Here is a 17,123-nt window from a genome sequence, read left to right on the forward strand (position 1 = left end):
CTTCAAAATATCTACTACTCTAGTTAATCAAGTTGCTTATCTACCAATGATTCAATATTGACCAATTGTCATATAAAAAAGTGATAACTATCACAACTGGGTGAATATGGGACTAGTAAATGTATTTTTATTACGTAATATTTCGTCTTGTGAAATAAGTGATGTAAATCTCGTTTATGTGGAATATAGATGAAAACACTTACATTAACTTATAAGAGTTTGTTTTTTGTTCAATTTAAGTAAATCTTAGCATTAATTGAACATGTGGATTAATAGTGATCTAAATCAAATCTTTTTAAAATATGACTAAATATAATCAGTTTTGAAAGCAATTTACTAAGTATGTGTTTTCTTGACCTGAGAGGGTTAAGAATGAAAGGAATCAAGCCGTATCCTTACTAAAAAGTTTTCAATCTTAAGGTAGGAGTCTACTATGCCTGTTACAAATATGACTGAACTAGATGCAATGGTTGCACGTGTTAAAGCTGCTCAAAAAGAGTTTGCTACTTACTCTCAAGAGCAAGTGGATAAGATTTTCCGCGCAGCATCTCTAGCAGCTAACAACGCTCGTATTCCTCTAGCTCAGCAAGCTGTTGCTGAATCTGGCATGGGTATCATCGAAGACAAGGTTATTAAAAACCACTTCGCTTCTGAATTTATCTACAACAAATACAAAGACGAAAAGACATGCGGTATCTTGGAAGAGAACGACGAGTTCGGCACCATGACTATTGCAGAGCCTGTAGGTATCATCTGTGGTATCGTACCAACGACTAACCCAACATCTACAGCGATCTTTAAATCTCTTATCTCTCTTAAAACACGTAACGCGATCATCTTCTCGCCACACCCACGTGCTAAAGAATCAACTAACGCTGCTGCAAAACTAGTACTAGATGCTGCTGTTGCTGCAGGCGCACCAAAAGACATCATCGGCTGGATCGATCAACCTTCAGTTGAACTATCTAACGCACTAATGAAGCACGATGACATCAACCTTATCCTTGCTACTGGTGGTCCAGGCATGGTTAAAGCGGCTTACTCTTCAGGTAAACCAGCTATCGGTGTAGGTGCAGGTAACGTTCCAGTTGTTATCGACGAAACTGCAGACATCAAACGTGCAGTAGCATCTGTACTTATGTCTAAAACATTCGACAACGGTGTAGTGTGTGCTTCTGAGCAAGCAGTTATCGTTATGGATGAAGTGTACGACGAAGTGAAAGCACGTTTTGCTTCTCACAACGGTTACGTTCTATCTAAAGAAGAAGCTGATAAAGTTCGTAAAGTGCTACTAATCAACGGCGCACTAAACGCAGATATCGTAGGTCAACCTGCAACTAAGATTGCGGCAATGGCTGGTGTAACAGTACCTGCTAACACTAAGATCCTTATCGGTGAAGGTGTTCAAGTTTCTGCTGACGACGAATTTGCACACGAGAAACTATCTCCAACACTAGGTATGTTCCGTGCGTCATCTTTCGAAAATGCAGTAGACCAAGCGGTAACTATGGTTGAAATCGGTGGTATCGGTCACACATCTGGTCTATATACAAACCAAGACGTTAACGCTGACCGTATCAAGTACTTCGGTGACCGTCTAAAAACTGCACGTATTCTTGTAAACATCCCAACGACTCACGGTGGTATCGGTGATCTTTACAACTTCAACGTTGCACCGTCTCTAACTCTAGGTTGTGGTTCATGGGGTGGTAACTCTATCTCTGAGAACGTAGGTCCTAAGCACCTTATCAACAAGAAGACAGTAGCGAAGCGAGCTGAAAATATGTTGTGGCACAAACTACCTAAATCAATTTACTTCCGTCGTGGTAGCCTTCCAATTGCACTGAGCGATTTAGAAGGTAAGAAGCGTGCATTCCTAGTAACTGACCGTTTCCTATTCAACAACGGTTACGCTGATGAAGTAGTTAGCCTGCTTAAAGCTAACGGTATGGAAGTTCAAACATTCTTTGATGTAGAAGCGGATCCAACACTATCTGTTGTTGAGAAAGGCGCTGAAGCAATGAAGAGCTTCCAACCTGACGTGATCATTGCACTAGGTGGTGGTTCACCAATGGATGCTGCGAAGATCATGTGGGTAATGTACGAGCACCCAGAAACGCACTTCGAAGAACTAGCAATGCGCTTTATGGATATCCGTAAGCGTATCTACAAGTTCCCTAAAATGGGTCAGAAAGCTGAGCTAGTATGTATCACGACGACTTCTGGTACAGGTTCTGAAGTAACACCATTTGCGGTTGTAACTGACGACAAAACTGGTGCTAAGTACCCACTAGCTGACTACGAACTAACGCCACAAATGGCAATCGTTGATGCAAACCTTGTAATGAACATGCCTAAGTCACTAACAGCGTTTGGTGGTTACGATGCAGTAACTCACGCACTAGAAGCTTACGTATCTGTTCTTGCTAACGAATACTCTGACGGTCAGGCACTTCAAGCACTTAAGATGCTAAAAGAATACCTACCTTCAAGCTATGCGAATGGTGCAAACGACCCAATCGCACGTGAGAAAGTACACAATGCGGCAACTATCGCTGGTATCGCGTTTGCGAACGCATTCCTAGGTGTGTGTCACTCAATGGCTCACAAACTAGGTGCTGAGTTCCACTTACCACACGGTCTAGCTAACGCACTGTTGATTTCTAACGTGGTTCGTTACAACGCTAACGATAACCCAACTAAGCAGACTGCATTCTCTCAATACGACCGTCCACAAGCACGTCGTCGTTACGCAGAAGTTGCAGATCACCTAGGTCTAACTCAAGCTGGTGATCGTACTGCTCAGAAGATTGAGCGTCTACTTGCATGGTTAGATGAGCTGAAGACAAACCTAGAAATCCCAATGTCTATTCAGGCTGCTGGTGTATTAGAAGCTGACTTCCTAGCGAAGGTTGATGAGCTATCTGTAGAAGCGTTCGATGACCAATGTACAGGTGCGAACCCTCGTTACCCTCTAATCTCTGAGCTTAAAGACGTGCTTCTAGCTTCTTACTACGGTAAAGCATTCGTTGAAGGTGAAACTTTCGAAGGCACTACAGTGATCAAGAAGTCAGAGCAAGAAGCTGATAAACCAGCTAAAGCTAAGAAAGAAAAAGCAAAAGCTTAATATCTTTCGAGACTTAACGAAAAAGCCCACTAATTAGTGGGCTTTTTTCTTTTCTGCGTTTTGTCTGTGATAAATAATTCGTTAAAAAAGGGATAGCGATGGGCTTTATCCTTTAAATGCAATGAATTAAATAGCGGATTCAGCTTCTAACACTCTGCCATTAAATGATTCATTACGGATCATGTATTCAATACTACTTACAATCTCATCGAGTAAAGCTGCGTGTATTTGTGTGTCATTACTTGCTTCCGTCGGTGAGTTTATTGGGATGATCCCACCGACACGAATATTCTTTTCCGCCAGCTCTTTTGACCAACTTTGCGTTAAACCCTGAACCACACATTTACAGGTATCTGGTAATTGTGGCTGATGATGTGGCTGTTTAACGGCTAGGTTGATAATAAGTGCTGGAAGCTTTGTATGCTGCATAAATGATGCGGCCACATTGCCAAAGGCAAAGAAAGTCGTTGCGCCATTACACATCACCTTTGTGAAACAAGTAATCGCATCAGGTGCGAGTAAGTTTGGAATATCTGCGCTTTTTGGCCATGAGTTAATCAGAATATTAAAACGTCCAAATCTTCGATAAACAGACGTTAATAGTTGTTTAATTGTTGCTTGCTGTGTGTTTTGTAAATGAAAAACTTCGACATTATGGTGATAGTGAATACAGTCTTTATAGGTAACGTGTAACGCATCAATATCAGTATCAATTAATGCGATCTCCGTGCCTAGAGAGGCAAAATGCAGTGCAAGTCTTCTCCCAACCGGAGAGCCTGCCGCAGTAATGATTATAACGGATTCTTTAATATGCATAGCGTTATCATCCAAGATTACTTATACCAAGATACACACTGCATATAACTGTTTTGCAAGTGTAGAAAACTACTGATATGTGTAATCGGTAGCTAATTATTATGTTAGTCAACGAATAAACAATAGAATAATTAGATATGCTAGTATTTGACTATGTTCACGAAGATGCGCATTTAGCATGAAAACAGTGTTGAATATTTCGGTTTTTGTGTACTAAAGCTGGTTAGGCTGCGTGATAAAGTTCTGATGTGCGTTTGGCATGGATCAGCGAAGCATACAAATTTTGCGGAGAGGCAGAAATTGGACGAGGCTCTTCTGGCGGCAGTTTACGACGCTCATGCACAGAGAGATTATGGAAAATATCTTCGGGTAAACCTTTGGTGTTTTCCACAGGAAAAGTCAATGCTGTTGGTTGTAGGCCTTGTAGCAAACGGGTGCTAACAATGCCGGCATCGTGGAACGCTTTTGCTTGCTCAGCAGAGCGTTGATAGCAGTGTTCTGATGTTGTCAGAGGCTGTGGTGTCGGCAACTCAAAATAAGCGCGAAGTTGCTGCTCTGATTGAACAGGGGCTTGGTCGGTATCTTGTGGGGTGCTTTCCATTAACTCTGAAGATAATAATGCTAACATTAATGAGAAATCAGCACGACGACCAGATTCAACTGCATGGTTGAGTCCTGTGCCAAGCTGGATTTCATTAATCAGCATATTGTCTAAAGAAATGGATTGCATTGCCTGTCGCCTAAATGTTCTCAGTATGCTTTATATCGACACAGGCAGTAAAAGCTTTAATGTTTTATGCAATTTAATAATAAAAAGCCCCATCCGAAGATAGGGCTTTAGAATGTTAAACTTTTAACGTTACTTAGAACTCAGGCTTAACCCCAAATTGGTGTGCCGCATAAGCAACACGCTCTTCTGGTGATGGGGTATGTGCGGTGGTTCCCATGCTTTCAATGTGGCGTAGGCGAGGTAACAAACCACAACCATTGGCAATTTGAATCGCAAGACCTGGACGGGCGTTTAGCTCAAGAACCATTGGGCCTTTTACTTTATCCAATACCATGTCTGTACCCATGTAGCCCAAACCTGTCATTTCCCATGCACTTGCAGCAAGGGTTAGCAGCTTGTCCCAGTTTGGTACTTGAAGCTCACTGAGTAAGCGATCAGTATCTGGGTGGCGTTCAATAGGTTGGTTAAACTGCACCGCACGTATTGCTTTGCCTGATGCGATATCAATACCTACACCAACAGCACCTTGGTGCAAGTTTGCTTTACCATCAGATGCTGATGTTGAACAACGCATCATTGCCATCACAGGGTAGCCTTTAAATACGATAACACGTACATCTGGCACACCTTCAAAGCTAAAGCCGTCAAAAACATCATCGAATTGAATCAAGTTTTCGACCATGGCAACGTCATTCTTACCACCAAGCGAAAACAGTCCTGCTAGGGTATTGGTAATATGACGCTCAACATCTTGCTTGTTAATTTCAGCGCCAGACGGTTTTACGTAAATACCGTCTTTGTGCTTAACAATAACCAAGATACCTTTACCACCAGAGCCTTGCGCAGGCTTAATTACAAAGCCCGGCCAATCTTTGACCATGTCATGAATGTTCTTCACTGAACCTTGGCTATCGATAACACCGATCAAATCAGGAACGGTTGCACCAGCTTGTTGAGCGATAAATTTTGTTTTCAATTTATCATCAACAAGGGGATAACGACTGCGATCATTATAGCGACCAATGTAGCTATGATTACGCTTGTTCATCCCCATGATGCCACGTTCTTTCAACTTGCTTGGTGAAGTAAAACGTGAAAAGAAATTCATCGATTAATCCTCAGTCAGCGGCTTAAAACGACGAAGTTCACTTAAACGATAACCTGTGTAGTTACCTAGCATTAGGATGGCAGCCAGAATGATGAACTGCACACCAATGAAGTTAAATGTTAGGTGACGTACCATAGGGTTAGTCATTGCAAGGTACACAAGGATCGCTGTTAGTAGTGAGCCACCACCTTGTACAAAGACTTCTTTGGCACCTTCTTCTTCCCATAGGATAGACATACGTTCGATAGTCCATGACAAGATGATCATTGGGAAGAAGGTAATCGTTAGACCTTCAACAAGACCAATCTTAAATGCCACTACGGTGAAGATAGAAATGATCAATATTACCGTTATTATCACCGCAGATATCCGCGAGACTAAGAGCAAGTTCAGTTTCGACAAGTAACTTCGAATGATCAAACCTGTACCGACAATCAGTAGGAAACCGATAATACCTGTCATTAATTGGGTTTGTACAAACGCCACGGCGATCAGTACTGGCATGAAAGTACCTGAGGTTTTCAAGCCAACAATAACACGCAGGAATACCACAATTAATGCGCCAATTGGTACAAGCATGATGGTTTTAAACATCGCTTGTTCTTCAAGTGGTAGCGAGTGGATAGAGAAGTTTAATAAATCTTCTGCTTTAATTTTCTCTTCCGTTGCACGCTGTGGTGTGATGTCTTGTGCGATGATAGAGAAGGTCACATTTGAGTTACGACCACCAACAACGTCCAGCATTGCGCTGCCTTGTTGGTTCCAGATCATCACATCTGAAGGTTTGCCTTCTTCACCTGTAGTGAGGTTAAACAGTTTCCAGCTATCGTTATCCCAAACTTCAACCATCGGCATCACGGTTTGTCGACGACGACCATCTTCCAGTGTTAGACCACTGACGATGCGAGAATGAATACCTTCAAGAGAAAGTAAGTTCGTGATCGCTTCTTGTGGGCTCATTGAGTCAAGTAAAACAGACGCATTTTGATTCTGCTTATCTTGCAACTGGCGAATAAGTTCACGGGTAAACGTTGCGTTATTGGCTGATAAATTACGCGCTTGTGTCAAAAGTGCAGTCGCTGCTGTTTGCTGAGGGTTGCTCAAGCTTACAGTTTCAGTTTCGCCTTTCGGTGGTACTTCTTTGTATTGTGCTTGATCATCAACTAATAGCTGAGTTTTGTAATAAAGCACTTGTTTACCAACAGCGGTTCGTGTAGCCCAATCTGCTTGGCGACCTTCTTTGGTATTGTGAATTACTACAGAATAACCAGGAGGTGACGAGGTACTTTCATCAATCAGGGTAAAGCCTTCCTGTGTTGCAGGCGTTGCCATCTTCACTTCAACAGGATCACCAACCGCATCGAATTGTACTCGTGCTTCCACTTCCCATACGGCACGTTCTTCACCTGGCGTCCACGGCACACCGTAAACATCATGGCGATACATGCTAAGTCCCAAGCCTGCAATGATCAGCAGAGAAATTAGGATATAAAAAGGTACTCTAGACGTCATGACATCCTCATCAATTATTTGTTAGCGCTGACCGGCTCAGGTTTTGGCTCAGTCTTTCCTTGAACAAATTGCTTGCCAACATCAACAAGTGCGATGTCTTTAAAGAATTCACGACCTAATAAAACAGGGAAGTCCATCTTAGTTCGGTCGGCAAGGGTAAATTGGGCTTTCTCGTGTAAGCTGCCAAGAGTGATCCATGCTTCAATCACTGGACGACGAACCGCGTCTTCTGAGGTTGATTGACGAATACGAACCCAACGAACAATAGGCGCTTCAATTGTTTCAGGCGTTGCCTTATCGTTTTGCGCTTTTTCTTCTGGGGTATCCATCGCAGAATCATGACTTAGATTAAAGCGCACCCATTCTTTGCCATCACGCTCAAAGGTTTGAACGTCAACTGCATTAAGAGAAGATGTTGTTGCACCAGTATCAACACGAGCTTTAAAGAAAGATTTTACTGAATCAATCCAAACCCACTCTTCTTGACCTAGGATCGCTTTACCATTCGCTTGCGTTGGATTTGCTTCAATCTTAGGCTCGACTGGTACACGAACAATTTGTTTTTCAACAATGACTTTAGGTTTTACTAAGCTTTTTTGCTTAATAAATTTTAGATCTTTAGAAATAGACGCCAATTTATTTTCTAGCTCAGCAATATATTGCTGCTGTGAATCCATGCGCGTAGAAACAGTATCAAATTTGGTGTTGATGTTTTGTTCTACGTTATTGATCGCCGCCATTGTTTCTTGATGATCTTGTGGCTGCGTGGTTGAACACCCTGTCAGTATTGCTAATGTTAATAATGGTACGCTGAAGCGAAGCATCATATCTCCTATGTGCATCTATTTTCTAATGTCTACCGTAGTTTACCTTACAAAAAGGGATGCGAACAGCATCCCAGTGTCAGTTACTAGTCAGGATTACGAGCCACTAAAACCGCACGTTTCGGTGCTGGATATCCTTCGATAGTTTTTGACGGATTTTCTGGATCTAAATATTCCGGAAGGGAATTATTTGTCATCCAATCTGTTGATCTTTGCTCATCAGTTGTCGTGGTATTCTCGTCAACAATACGAACATCAACAAAGCCACATTTTTCCATCCACACCTTTAATGCTTTTGCTGATGGGAAGAAATAAACGTTGTGCATTTGAGCGTAACGGTGAGTCGGAACTAACACCGCATTTTCATCACCATCGATCACTAATGTTTCAAGAATAACCTCACCACCTTTACGTAGTTGGTTTTTCAATTGAATAATGTGATCTAGCGGTGAACGGCGGTGGTACAGCACACCCATACTAAATACGGTATCAAACGCTTTTAGTTCAGGTAGTTGCTCAATACCTAATGGTAGTAAAAATGCACGGTCATCATTACCCATTAGACGCTTAATCGCTTCAAATTGGATTAAGAATAGGTTTGATGGATCAATACCCACTGTTAGTTTTGCACCTTCGCCTAACATGCGCCACATGTGGTAACCGTTACCACAGCCAACATCAAGCACAGTACGGCCTTTTAATGGGCTAATGTGAGGCAATACGCGATCCCATTTCCAATCTGAGCGCCATTCTGTATTAATATGAATGTCGTGCATCTTGTATGGACCTTTACGCCATGGGTGAAGCAAACGTAATAGGCTTTCTAAACGTTTCTTCTCACCGTCAGCGATAGGTACTTCATTACGCACGCTTACTTCATTTTTTAAATCAATGATGTCTGGCTTATCGGTTGGAAACTTCTGCAGGGCACGCATCCAACGACCCATATCACCATGCTCACTTTCTTCCCAATCACTTAATTGTTTAGGAAGTGTATTCAGCCATGGACGTAACGTATCGTGTTGTGCAATAAGCTGATAAAAATCAGAAAAACTAAACATATGGAACAAAAAACCTTATTTAATCGCGAACATTGAGCCGAAGTTGAAGCATTGAAACCATACTTCTGAGCTAGAGAAACCAATCTGATTGAAACGTGCTTTATGGGTTTCAATACTGTCAGGACGCATCACGTTTTCAATTGCGCTACGTTTTTGACTGATTTCTAGTTCGCTGTAACCATTCGCTCGTTTAAAATCGTGGTGAAGATCGATCAATAATTCATTCGCACGTTCATCATCGAAAATGTATTTCTCAGAGAGGATTAAAATGCCGCCAGGACGCAAGCCTTGATAGATTTTCTCTAATAATGCTTGGCGATCTTGTGGGGCAAGAAATTGCAGGGTGAAGTTTAAAACCACCACCGAGGCATCAACAATGTCGACCTCTCGAATATCAGCTTCAATGACTTGTACTGGTGTATCAGAGCGATATGCGTCAACTAATAAGCGACAACGTTCAACCATAGCAGCTGAGTTATCAATTGCTAATATTTCACATCCTTCTTGTTGGATATGACGACGCATAGATAGTGTGGCTGCACCTAAAGAGCAACCAAGATCGAAGATTTTAGAATGAGGCTTGGCAAAGCGCTCAGCTAACATACCAATGGCTGAAATGATATTGCTGTAACCCGGAACCGAGCGTTGGATCATATCAGGGAAAACTTCAGCTACACGTTCATCAAACGTGAAATCACCCAGTTTTTCAATTGGCGCAGCAAAAATATTGTCGTGGCCTGCCATTTCTCACGAACCTCATAATATATAAAGAACAGGGATCCTTTGTGTGTATTGAGCATCAAACCTTGCTGATACTCAGGCGATCCATCACCTTTGAAAGGTCGCGTATTGTAGAGAAAATAGCAGCATTTGTCTTTAGTGTTTTCTGATTAGTTGCTTTGTAAGAAATCTCTGCTAGTTAATCCGAAAATAAAAGGAAGTGACTTGGGTATATACGATCACAGTAACGATATTTGTGGCGTAACCATTTTCGTATTTTTTGGCATTGCCAGTTCAGGCAGAGGGCTCAAACTCGGCTGTGCTTTTGCAATATGTTCACGTAACACGCCATATAATCGACGAGCAGATTCAGGTGCAGCATTATTATCTGGGGTATGAATGAACAAGTACGGTGTTTTACCTTCCGCTATCCACAGCGGTAAACGTTGTAGCCAATTGACAAAGAAAGGATCGTTACAAGCATCATCAGGATGACCAATAAAACGGATCACCGGATTATCAGCGGTAGCAATGGCGTGAACAGGTACACGAGGCTTCTTCTTTTGTGCATCAATAACTGCGTCAGTGTTTGGTGTGGCTGAAAACACTGGGCGGCTATCCATAATGATTCTGTTACTGCCTTTTTCTAATAGCATTCTATTAAGTGCTTTTTCTTCATCACCTTTAGCGAAAAATGCCGGATGACGCACTTCAACCCCTGTGGTGACGTGTTTAGGGAATTGATCAAGAAAAGCATCAAGCAGTGGCAGATCGTTAGGTGCAAAACGGGCAGGAAGTTGGATCATCCAGCAACCCGTTTTTTCCTCAACGGGCGACATGGTATTAAGAAAATCCACCAAGCTTTGATTACTGTGACGAAGTTGCTGCTGATGGGTGATGGTTTGGGGAATTTTAAAGGTAAAGCGGAACGATTCTGGGGTGGCATCGTTCCAGTTTTTTACCGTTGTCATACTTGGGATAGCATAGAAGGTGGTATTACCTTCCACAGTATGAAAAACCTCGGCGTAACGTGATAGGCGGTCACTAATTTTACAGCCTTTGCCATACAAACTTTGTAGCCAATGATTATGTGACCATTGTGATAAGCCAAGATAAAGCGGCAGTGGTGGATGCATAGGTAAAGACATAGTGTTCGTTAAGGTTAATAAAACAGCAGTAAGACGTTAATGTAAGGTAATTTAGCAGGAAAACAGTGAAATTACTGCGCAAATAGACTAAAGAAATAGGGAAATAAACAGTCACGATCAATTGGTGAGGAATTACGTGGTGATGACTTCGCTTATTGAGGCTCTTTGGGTATAATGCCTCGTTATTTTTGTCTCTCGGCCTTCTTGCTATCCAATTTAGACGATAAATTAGACAGCAAGCGGTCGGGATTGAATTAGCCTGACGTTTAGCGTAATCGACCCTAAACGCGGGAATGTAAAGTATATAGATTGGGAATTTCTTATGCGCACCCATTATTGTGGACACCTGAACAAGTCCCTTGCAGGACAAACAGTCGAGCTATGCGGCTGGGTAAACCGTCGTCGTGATTTAGGCGGCCTTATCTTTATTGATATGCGTGATCGCGAAGGTGTGGTTCAGGTTGTTATTGATCCTGATATGACTGAGATCTTCACACTAGCAAACCAATTACGTAACGAGTTTTGTATTCGTCTAACGGGTGAAGTGCGTGAGCGTCCTGAAAGCCAATGTAATAAAGACATGGCAACGGGGGAAGTTGAAATCTACGCAACTGGCCTTGAAATCATTAACCGTTCAGACGTATTACCTTTAGACTTCAACCAAAAGAACTCTGAAGAGCAACGTCTAAAATACCGTTACCTAGATCTTCGTCGTCCAGAAATGAGCGATCGCATCAAGCTACGTGCTAAAGCATCAAGCTTTGTTCGTCGTTTCCTAGATGACAATGCATTCCTTGATATCGAAACACCAGTACTAACAAAAGCGACACCAGAAGGTGCACGTGACTACCTAGTACCAAGCCGTGTTCACAAAGGTAACTTCTACGCACTACCACAATCACCACAGCTATTTAAACAGCTGCTAATGATGTCTGGTTTTGACCGTTACTACCAAATCGTTAAGTGTTTCCGTGATGAAGACTTACGTGCTGACCGTCAGCCTGAATTTACTCAGATCGATATCGAAACGTCTTTCATGACAGCTGAAGAAGTTCGTGCTGTGACTGAAAAGATGATCACTGAAATGTGGAAAGAGATCCTAAATGTTGATCTTGGCACATTCCCAATCATGTCTTTCGAAGAAGCCGCTCGTCGTTTTGGTTCTGATAAGCCAGATCTACGTAACCCACTTGAGTTAGTAGATGTTGCTGACATCCTAAAAGATGTAGATTTTAAAGTATTCTCAGGCCCTGCAAACGACGAAAAAGGTCGCGTAGCGGTTATCCGTGTACCAGGTGGCGCTGAGCTAAGCCGTAAGCAAATCGACGAATACACTAAGTTCGTGGGTATCTACGGTGCGAAAGGCCTAGCATGGATGAAAGTGAACGATCGTGCAGCAGGCTTTGAAGGTGTTCAATCGCCAGTTGCTAAGTTCCTTAACGAAGAAGTGGTTGCTAATCTTCTTGAGCGTACTCAAGCAGAATCTGGCGACATCATCCTATTCGGTGCAGACAGCAAGCGTGTTGTAACTGAAGCGATGGGCGCACTTCGTCTGAAACTAGGTGAAGATCTAGGTCTAACAGACAAGTCAGCATGGAAACCACTTTGGGTTGTTGATTTCCCAATGTTCGAAGAGAACGAAGATGGTTCACTATCTGCAATGCACCACCCATTCACTTCACCACTAAACCTAACACCAGAAGAGCTAGCGGCTAACCCTGCAGCTGCGCTATCAAATGCGTACGACATGGTAATTAACGGTTACGAAGTGGGCGGTGGTTCTGTACGTATCCACAACTCTGAAATGCAATCAACTGTGTTCGATATCCTAGGTATTGATGCAGACGAGCAACGCTTGAAGTTTGGTTTCCTACTAGATGCGCTTAAGTTCGGTACACCACCACACGCAGGTCTTGCGTTCGGTCTTGACCGTCTTGTAATGCTACTTTGTGGTACGGACAACATCCGTGATGTTATCGCGTTCCCTAAAACAACAGCAGCAGCATGTCTATTAACTGACGCGCCAAGCCTAGCAAATCCAGCAGCACTAGAAGAACTATCTATTGCGGTTAAGATTGCTAAGAAAGAAGAAGAAGCAAAAGACACAGAATAATCTGATTAATTTGCTTTAATAAAAGCCGACGATTTATTTGCCTCTTTCATTTGAAAAGCATCTAAAGTGTCGGCTTTTTTGTTGTCTGCATTTAGATTGTTTAGCTTATTGCTCATTTGGTAAAAGTGTTTTGTTCGCTTTAACTACTTATTTAGTTTATGTTTTCATATAAGTAACACGTATCAACACTTTCCAACTGGAGATAATATGGCTGGACACAGTAAATTTGCCAATATTAAACATCGTAAAGCTGCTCAAGATGCCAAACGCGGTAAAATTTTTACGAAGTTAATTCGTGAGATTACCGTAGCCGCCAAAGAAGGTGGCGGTGAAGTTGATAACAATCCACGTCTACGTGCCGCTATTGATAAAGCACTTTCTAACAACATGACCCGTGACACCATTAACCGTGCAGTGGCCCGTGGTACTGGTGGTGAAGGTGATGAAGGCGTAGAAACGGTTATCTATGAAGGTTATGGCCCTGCAGGTACGGCAGTAATGGTTGAGTGTTTAACTGATAACCGTAATCGTACTGTTTCAGGTGTACGTCATGCATTCTCTAAAGCTGGCGGTAATCTAGGTACGGATGGTAGTGTTAGTTACCTTTTCGATAAGAAAGGGGTAATTTCATACACGGCTGGTTTAGATGAAGATGCCGTAATGGAAGTCGCACTAGAATCTGGGGCGGATGATATTGAAACCAACGATGATGGTTCCATTGATGTTTACACTACACCGTCTGATTTCGGTAGCGTGAAAGATGCGTTAGATGCGGCAGGTTTTACAGCAGAAAATGCAGAAGTAACCTTAGTGCCATCGACCAAAGCAGAATTAGATGCAACTACGGCACCGAAACTACTGCGCTTGATTGATGCACTAGAAGATCTCGATGACGTTCAAGAAGTTTACCATAACGGTGACATGTCAGATGAAGTAGCAGCAACACTTGAATAATTGCTCGCTATGGTTGTATTAAATGTCGATTATTTTAGGAATTGACCCCGGCTCTCGTATTACCGGTTACGGGGTTATTCGTCAGGTTGGACGAAAATTGGAATATTTAGGTAGTGGTTGTATTCGTACTTCTGAGCCTGATATTCCCGGACGATTAAAGCAAATCTATGCGGGGGTGTCTGAAGTGATCACCCAATTCCAGCCTGATTGCTTTGCCATTGAAGAAGTCTTCATGGGCAAAAATGCCAGCTCAGCAATTAAGTTAGGGCAGGCTCGTGGCAGTGCCATTGTGGCGGCGGTCAATGCCGATTTACCTGTTAGTGAATATGCCGCACGTTTGATCAAACAAGCGGTGGTAGGCACTGGTGGTGCTGATAAAGCCCAAGTGCAGCACATGGTGTGTTCAGTACTGAAGCTGGCTGGAAAACCGCAAGCCGATGCTGCTGATGCCTTAGCCGTTGCGATTTGTCATGCCCATACCCATAAAACACTGGTGGCAATGGCAGGTAAAGCCACAGGCGCACGCCGTGGTCGTTATCGATAAATGATAGAATCATCTCATTGGAAAAATAAAAAGCAGCCTTGAGCTGCTTTTTTTCTACCTGAATTTTAGTGAAGCAAAACAATAAAGCGAAATCAGCTTGGCTCTCTAGTGATAAAGTGCTGGATATCCATCCAGCTCTTTACTATTCTAGTGCCAGTTTAAATTCAATATAGAGATAATGTTTTGATTGGTCGACTACGCGGAATAGTAATTGAAAAACAGCCACCAGAAGTTTTATTGGAAGTGGGCGGTATTGGTTATGAAGTACAAATGCCGATGAGCTGTTTTTATGAGTTACCAGAGATCGGCCAAGAAGCCATTATTTTTACTCATTTTGTTGTTCGTGAAGATGCACAACTGCTATATGGCTTTAATAAGAAAAGCGAACGAGAGCTTTTCCGTGAAGTGATCAAAGCCAATGGTGTTGGGCCTAAATTGGGCTTAGCGATTTTATCTGCGATGACAGCAAGCCAGTTTGTTCGTAGTGTTGAGCTAGAAGATGTGACGACACTGGTGAAAATTCCGGGTGTCGGTAAGAAAACCGCTGAACGTCTGGTAGTTGAAATGAAAGATCGTTTAAAAGGGTGGGGTGAAGGTGATCTGTTTACGCCTGCGCTTGATACCGCAGCATCTAATGCACCAATCCAAAACCCAGCTAATCAAGCACGTGCTGAAGATGAAGCTGTAAGCGCATTAATTGCATTGGGTTACAAGCCACAAATTGCCGCTAAAGTCGTATCACAAGTGACACAGCCAGAAATGAGCAGTGAAGCGATTATCCGTGATGCACTTCGTTCAATGGTATAAACCAAGTATTGAGTAGACAGTAAACTATGATTGAAGCGGATCGACTGGTTTCGGGCAACTTCGAAACAACACGTGAAGATGACATTATTGATCGCGCGATTCGTCCAAAACTGTTGGATGATTATCAAGGTCAGGATCATGTGCGTGATCAAATGGAAATCTTTATCAAAGCAGCTAAATTGCGTGATGAAGCGTTAGATCACTTATTGATTTTTGGCCCTCCTGGTTTAGGTAAAACCACATTAGCTAATATTGTGGCAAATGAAATGGGGGTAAGTATCCGTACCACTTCAGGTCCGGTACTTGAAAAAGCAGGGGACTTAGCGGCACTTCTGACCAATCTTGAAGAAAACGACGTCTTATTCATTGATGAGATCCACCGTTTAAGCCCACAAGTAGAAGAAGTACTGTATCCAGCGATGGAAGACTACCAATTAGATATCATGATTGGTGAAGGTCCTGCTGCACGCTCGATCAAAATCGATTTACCGCCTTTTACTTTAATTGGCGCAACCACACGTGCTGGCTCATTGACTTCTCCGTTGCGTGATCGCTTTGGTATTACTCAGCGTTTGGAATACTACAAAGTTGAAGATCTTAAAGACATTGTGAGTCGTAGTGCGAATTGTCTAGGTTTATCAATGGAAGAAGCGGGTGCATTAGAAGTTGCCATGCGTGCTCGTGGTACACCACGTATTGCTAACCGTTTATTACGTCGTGTGCGAGATTATGCTGAAGTTAAAGGTAATGGTCATATTTGCCCGGATATCGCCAATAAAGCGTTAGATATGCTGGATGTTGATAGCAGCGGTTTTGACTATATGGACCGTAAATTACTGTTAGCGATCATTGAAAAGTTCATGGGTGGGCCCGTTGGTCTGGATAACCTAGCAGCTGCAATTGGTGAAGAGAAAGACACCATTGAAGATGTACTAGAGCCTTACTTAATTCAGCAAGGTTATTTGCAACGTACCCCAAGAGGGCGTATTGCAACACATCGCGCCTATTTACATTTCGGACTCGATTTACCTGAAAATGGTAAATAAAAATACTTGAGAAAAAGCGAGGTTATATACCTCGCTTTTTTTATAAGTAAAAGGTTGTGTGATTATGTAAGTTAATTGTTATTGATTATGCCTTTGAGGTTTTATTTTAGGTAATATTCTTATTACGAAATAATCGATAGTGATTATTTAAGTTATTGTTATTGTTTTTTATGAGCATCAAAATTATGAATATAGTTTTCACTTTTAAATAATTGGGCAAAACTTGCTTGGTATGACGCAATAATTCTATTCATTATGTTATTCATAACTATATCCTCACCAATAATAAAATAGTGGCATTAACAGGTTGATCTTACATAAGAAATAAACCGTCCTAACAGACTATGAAGTGATATTAATACGTATAGATAATAGTAAAAGTGATTTATCGTACAGGTTGCTATTATGTTTTCTAATGCATGAAAGGAGGTGGCAGGGCTTAACAGATGAAGTATGCCAATAATGAACTTATTTTTTATGGAGTTAGCGTTTAAACTACATAAGCCGAGTCGTTATACGCTTACTTTGAGTGTAATGAAATGAGAATAGAATATGTCTCACTATGACAGTATGAATATAATTGTTATCATTGAAATTATTCCTAAGTCTTTAA

At 42.1% G+C, this 17,123-nt stretch carries 14 protein-coding genes; 6 read left to right on the forward strand and 8 right to left on the reverse strand.

The annotated features are described in order from the left end of the window. The first annotated feature begins 433 nt into the window (after positions 1-433). On the forward strand, positions 434-3,127 hold the full coding sequence (adhE, locus tag E5A76_RS17045) for a bifunctional acetaldehyde-CoA/alcohol dehydrogenase (protein ID WP_161119659.1): 2,694 nt from the start codon (positions 434-436) through the stop codon (positions 3,125-3,127). Between the two features lie 126 nt (positions 3,128-3,253). On the opposite strand, the gene E5A76_RS17050 is transcribed toward adhE, so the two are convergent. The 8 genes from E5A76_RS17050 to E5A76_RS17085 form a co-directional block, all read right to left on the reverse strand. Further along, a complete protein-coding gene (locus tag E5A76_RS17050; RefSeq protein WP_161119660.1) occupies positions 3,254-3,943 on the reverse strand; it encodes an SDR family NAD(P)-dependent oxidoreductase in 690 nt (229 codons plus the stop codon). Between the two features lie 223 nt (positions 3,944-4,166). Further along, positions 4,167-4,673, reverse strand: a complete 507-nt coding sequence (locus E5A76_RS17055) for a VC2046/SO_2500 family protein (RefSeq protein WP_161119661.1) — start codon at positions 4,671-4,673, stop codon at positions 4,167-4,169. Between the two features lie 133 nt (positions 4,674-4,806). Further along, entirely contained in the window at positions 4,807-5,781 is a 975-nt protein-coding gene (locus tag E5A76_RS17060) for an alpha-L-glutamate ligase-like protein (protein WP_161119662.1), read from the reverse strand. A 3-nt stretch (positions 5,782-5,784) separates the two neighbouring features. Beyond that, entirely contained in the window at positions 5,785-7,293 is a 1,509-nt protein-coding gene (locus E5A76_RS17065; protein WP_161119663.1) for an inactive transglutaminase family protein, read from the reverse strand. Between the two features lie 14 nt (positions 7,294-7,307). Beyond that, positions 7,308-8,117 carry an ATP-dependent zinc protease family protein gene (locus E5A76_RS17070; RefSeq protein ID WP_053988412.1) on the reverse strand — a complete coding sequence of 270 codons (810 nt, stop codon included), beginning with the start codon at positions 8,115-8,117 and terminating at the stop codon, positions 7,308-7,310. Positions 8,118-8,203: 86 nt separating this feature from the next. Continuing rightward, entirely contained in the window at positions 8,204-9,178 is a 975-nt protein-coding gene (gene cmoB, locus E5A76_RS17075) for a tRNA 5-methoxyuridine(34)/uridine 5-oxyacetic acid(34) synthase CmoB (protein WP_161119664.1), read from the reverse strand. Positions 9,179-9,193: 15 nt separating this feature from the next. Continuing rightward, positions 9,194-9,922 carry a carboxy-S-adenosyl-L-methionine synthase CmoA gene (cmoA, locus tag E5A76_RS17080; protein WP_008986605.1) on the reverse strand — a complete coding sequence of 243 codons (729 nt, stop codon included), beginning with the start codon at positions 9,920-9,922 and terminating at the stop codon, positions 9,194-9,196. 215 nt (positions 9,923-10,137) lie between these two features. Beyond that, positions 10,138-11,046: a DUF72 domain-containing protein gene (locus tag E5A76_RS17085; RefSeq protein ID WP_161119665.1), complete on the reverse strand. Its 909-nt coding sequence runs from the start codon at positions 11,044-11,046 to the stop codon at positions 10,138-10,140. Positions 11,047-11,368: 322 nt separating this feature from the next. On the opposite strand from E5A76_RS17085, the gene aspS reads away from it, so the two are divergent. The 5 genes from aspS (at position 11,369) to ruvB (ending at position 16,510) form a co-directional block, all read left to right on the forward strand. After that, complete coding sequence (gene aspS, locus E5A76_RS17090; protein WP_161119666.1) at positions 11,369-13,159, forward strand: aspartate--tRNA ligase; 1,791 nt, start codon at positions 11,369-11,371, stop codon at positions 13,157-13,159. A gap of 207 nt (positions 13,160-13,366) precedes the next feature. After that, on the forward strand, positions 13,367-14,113 hold the full coding sequence (locus E5A76_RS17095) for a YebC/PmpR family DNA-binding transcriptional regulator (RefSeq protein WP_161119667.1): 747 nt from the start codon (positions 13,367-13,369) through the stop codon (positions 14,111-14,113). Between the two features lie 22 nt (positions 14,114-14,135). Further along, positions 14,136-14,657 carry a crossover junction endodeoxyribonuclease RuvC gene (gene ruvC, locus E5A76_RS17100; RefSeq protein WP_008986609.1) on the forward strand — a complete coding sequence of 174 codons (522 nt, stop codon included), beginning with the start codon at positions 14,136-14,138 and terminating at the stop codon, positions 14,655-14,657. Positions 14,658-14,840: 183 nt separating this feature from the next. Then, positions 14,841-15,464, forward strand: a complete 624-nt coding sequence (ruvA, locus tag E5A76_RS17105; protein ID WP_053988408.1) for a Holliday junction branch migration protein RuvA — start codon at positions 14,841-14,843, stop codon at positions 15,462-15,464. Positions 15,465-15,490: 26 nt separating this feature from the next. Next, on the forward strand, positions 15,491-16,510 hold the full coding sequence (gene ruvB, locus E5A76_RS17110; RefSeq protein WP_008986611.1) for a Holliday junction branch migration DNA helicase RuvB: 1,020 nt from the start codon (positions 15,491-15,493) through the stop codon (positions 16,508-16,510). The last annotated feature ends 613 nt before the right edge of the window (positions 16,511-17,123 follow it).

This window comes from Photobacterium lucens (genome assembly GCF_009873615.1).
GTDB lineage: Bacteria > Pseudomonadota > Gammaproteobacteria > Enterobacterales > Vibrionaceae > Photobacterium > Photobacterium lucens.

Bases quoted from the DNA above. Each gene is read 5' to 3' on its own strand.
- ruvB (WP_008986611.1), top strand. From the start codon at position 15,491: ATGATTGAAGCGGATCGACTGGTTTCGGGCAACTTCGAAACAACACGT.
- adhE (WP_161119659.1), top strand. From the start codon at position 434: ATGCCTGTTACAAATATGACTGAACTAGATGCAATGGTTGCACGTGTT.
- E5A76_RS17085 (WP_161119665.1), bottom strand. From the start codon at position 11,046: ATGTCTTTACCTATGCATCCACCACTGCCGCTTTATCTTGGCTTATCA.
- E5A76_RS17050 (WP_161119660.1), bottom strand. From the start codon at position 3,943: ATGCATATTAAAGAATCCGTTATAATCATTACTGCGGCAGGCTCTCCG.
- E5A76_RS17065 (WP_161119663.1), bottom strand. From the start codon at position 7,293: ATGACGTCTAGAGTACCTTTTTATATCCTAATTTCTCTGCTGATCATT.
- E5A76_RS17070 (WP_053988412.1), bottom strand. From the start codon at position 8,117: ATGCTTCGCTTCAGCGTACCATTATTAACATTAGCAATACTGACAGGG.
- E5A76_RS17060 (WP_161119662.1), bottom strand. From the start codon at position 5,781: ATGAATTTCTTTTCACGTTTTACTTCACCAAGCAAGTTGAAAGAACGT.
- cmoB (WP_161119664.1), bottom strand. From the start codon at position 9,178: ATGTTTAGTTTTTCTGATTTTTATCAGCTTATTGCACAACACGATACG.
- aspS (WP_161119666.1), top strand. From the start codon at position 11,369: ATGCGCACCCATTATTGTGGACACCTGAACAAGTCCCTTGCAGGACAA.
- E5A76_RS17095 (WP_161119667.1), top strand. From the start codon at position 13,367: ATGGCTGGACACAGTAAATTTGCCAATATTAAACATCGTAAAGCTGCT.
- cmoA (WP_008986605.1), bottom strand. From the start codon at position 9,922: ATGGCAGGCCACGACAATATTTTTGCTGCGCCAATTGAAAAACTGGGT.
- ruvC (WP_008986609.1), top strand. From the start codon at position 14,136: ATGTCGATTATTTTAGGAATTGACCCCGGCTCTCGTATTACCGGTTAC.
- E5A76_RS17055 (WP_161119661.1), bottom strand. From the start codon at position 4,673: ATGCAATCCATTTCTTTAGACAATATGCTGATTAATGAAATCCAGCTT.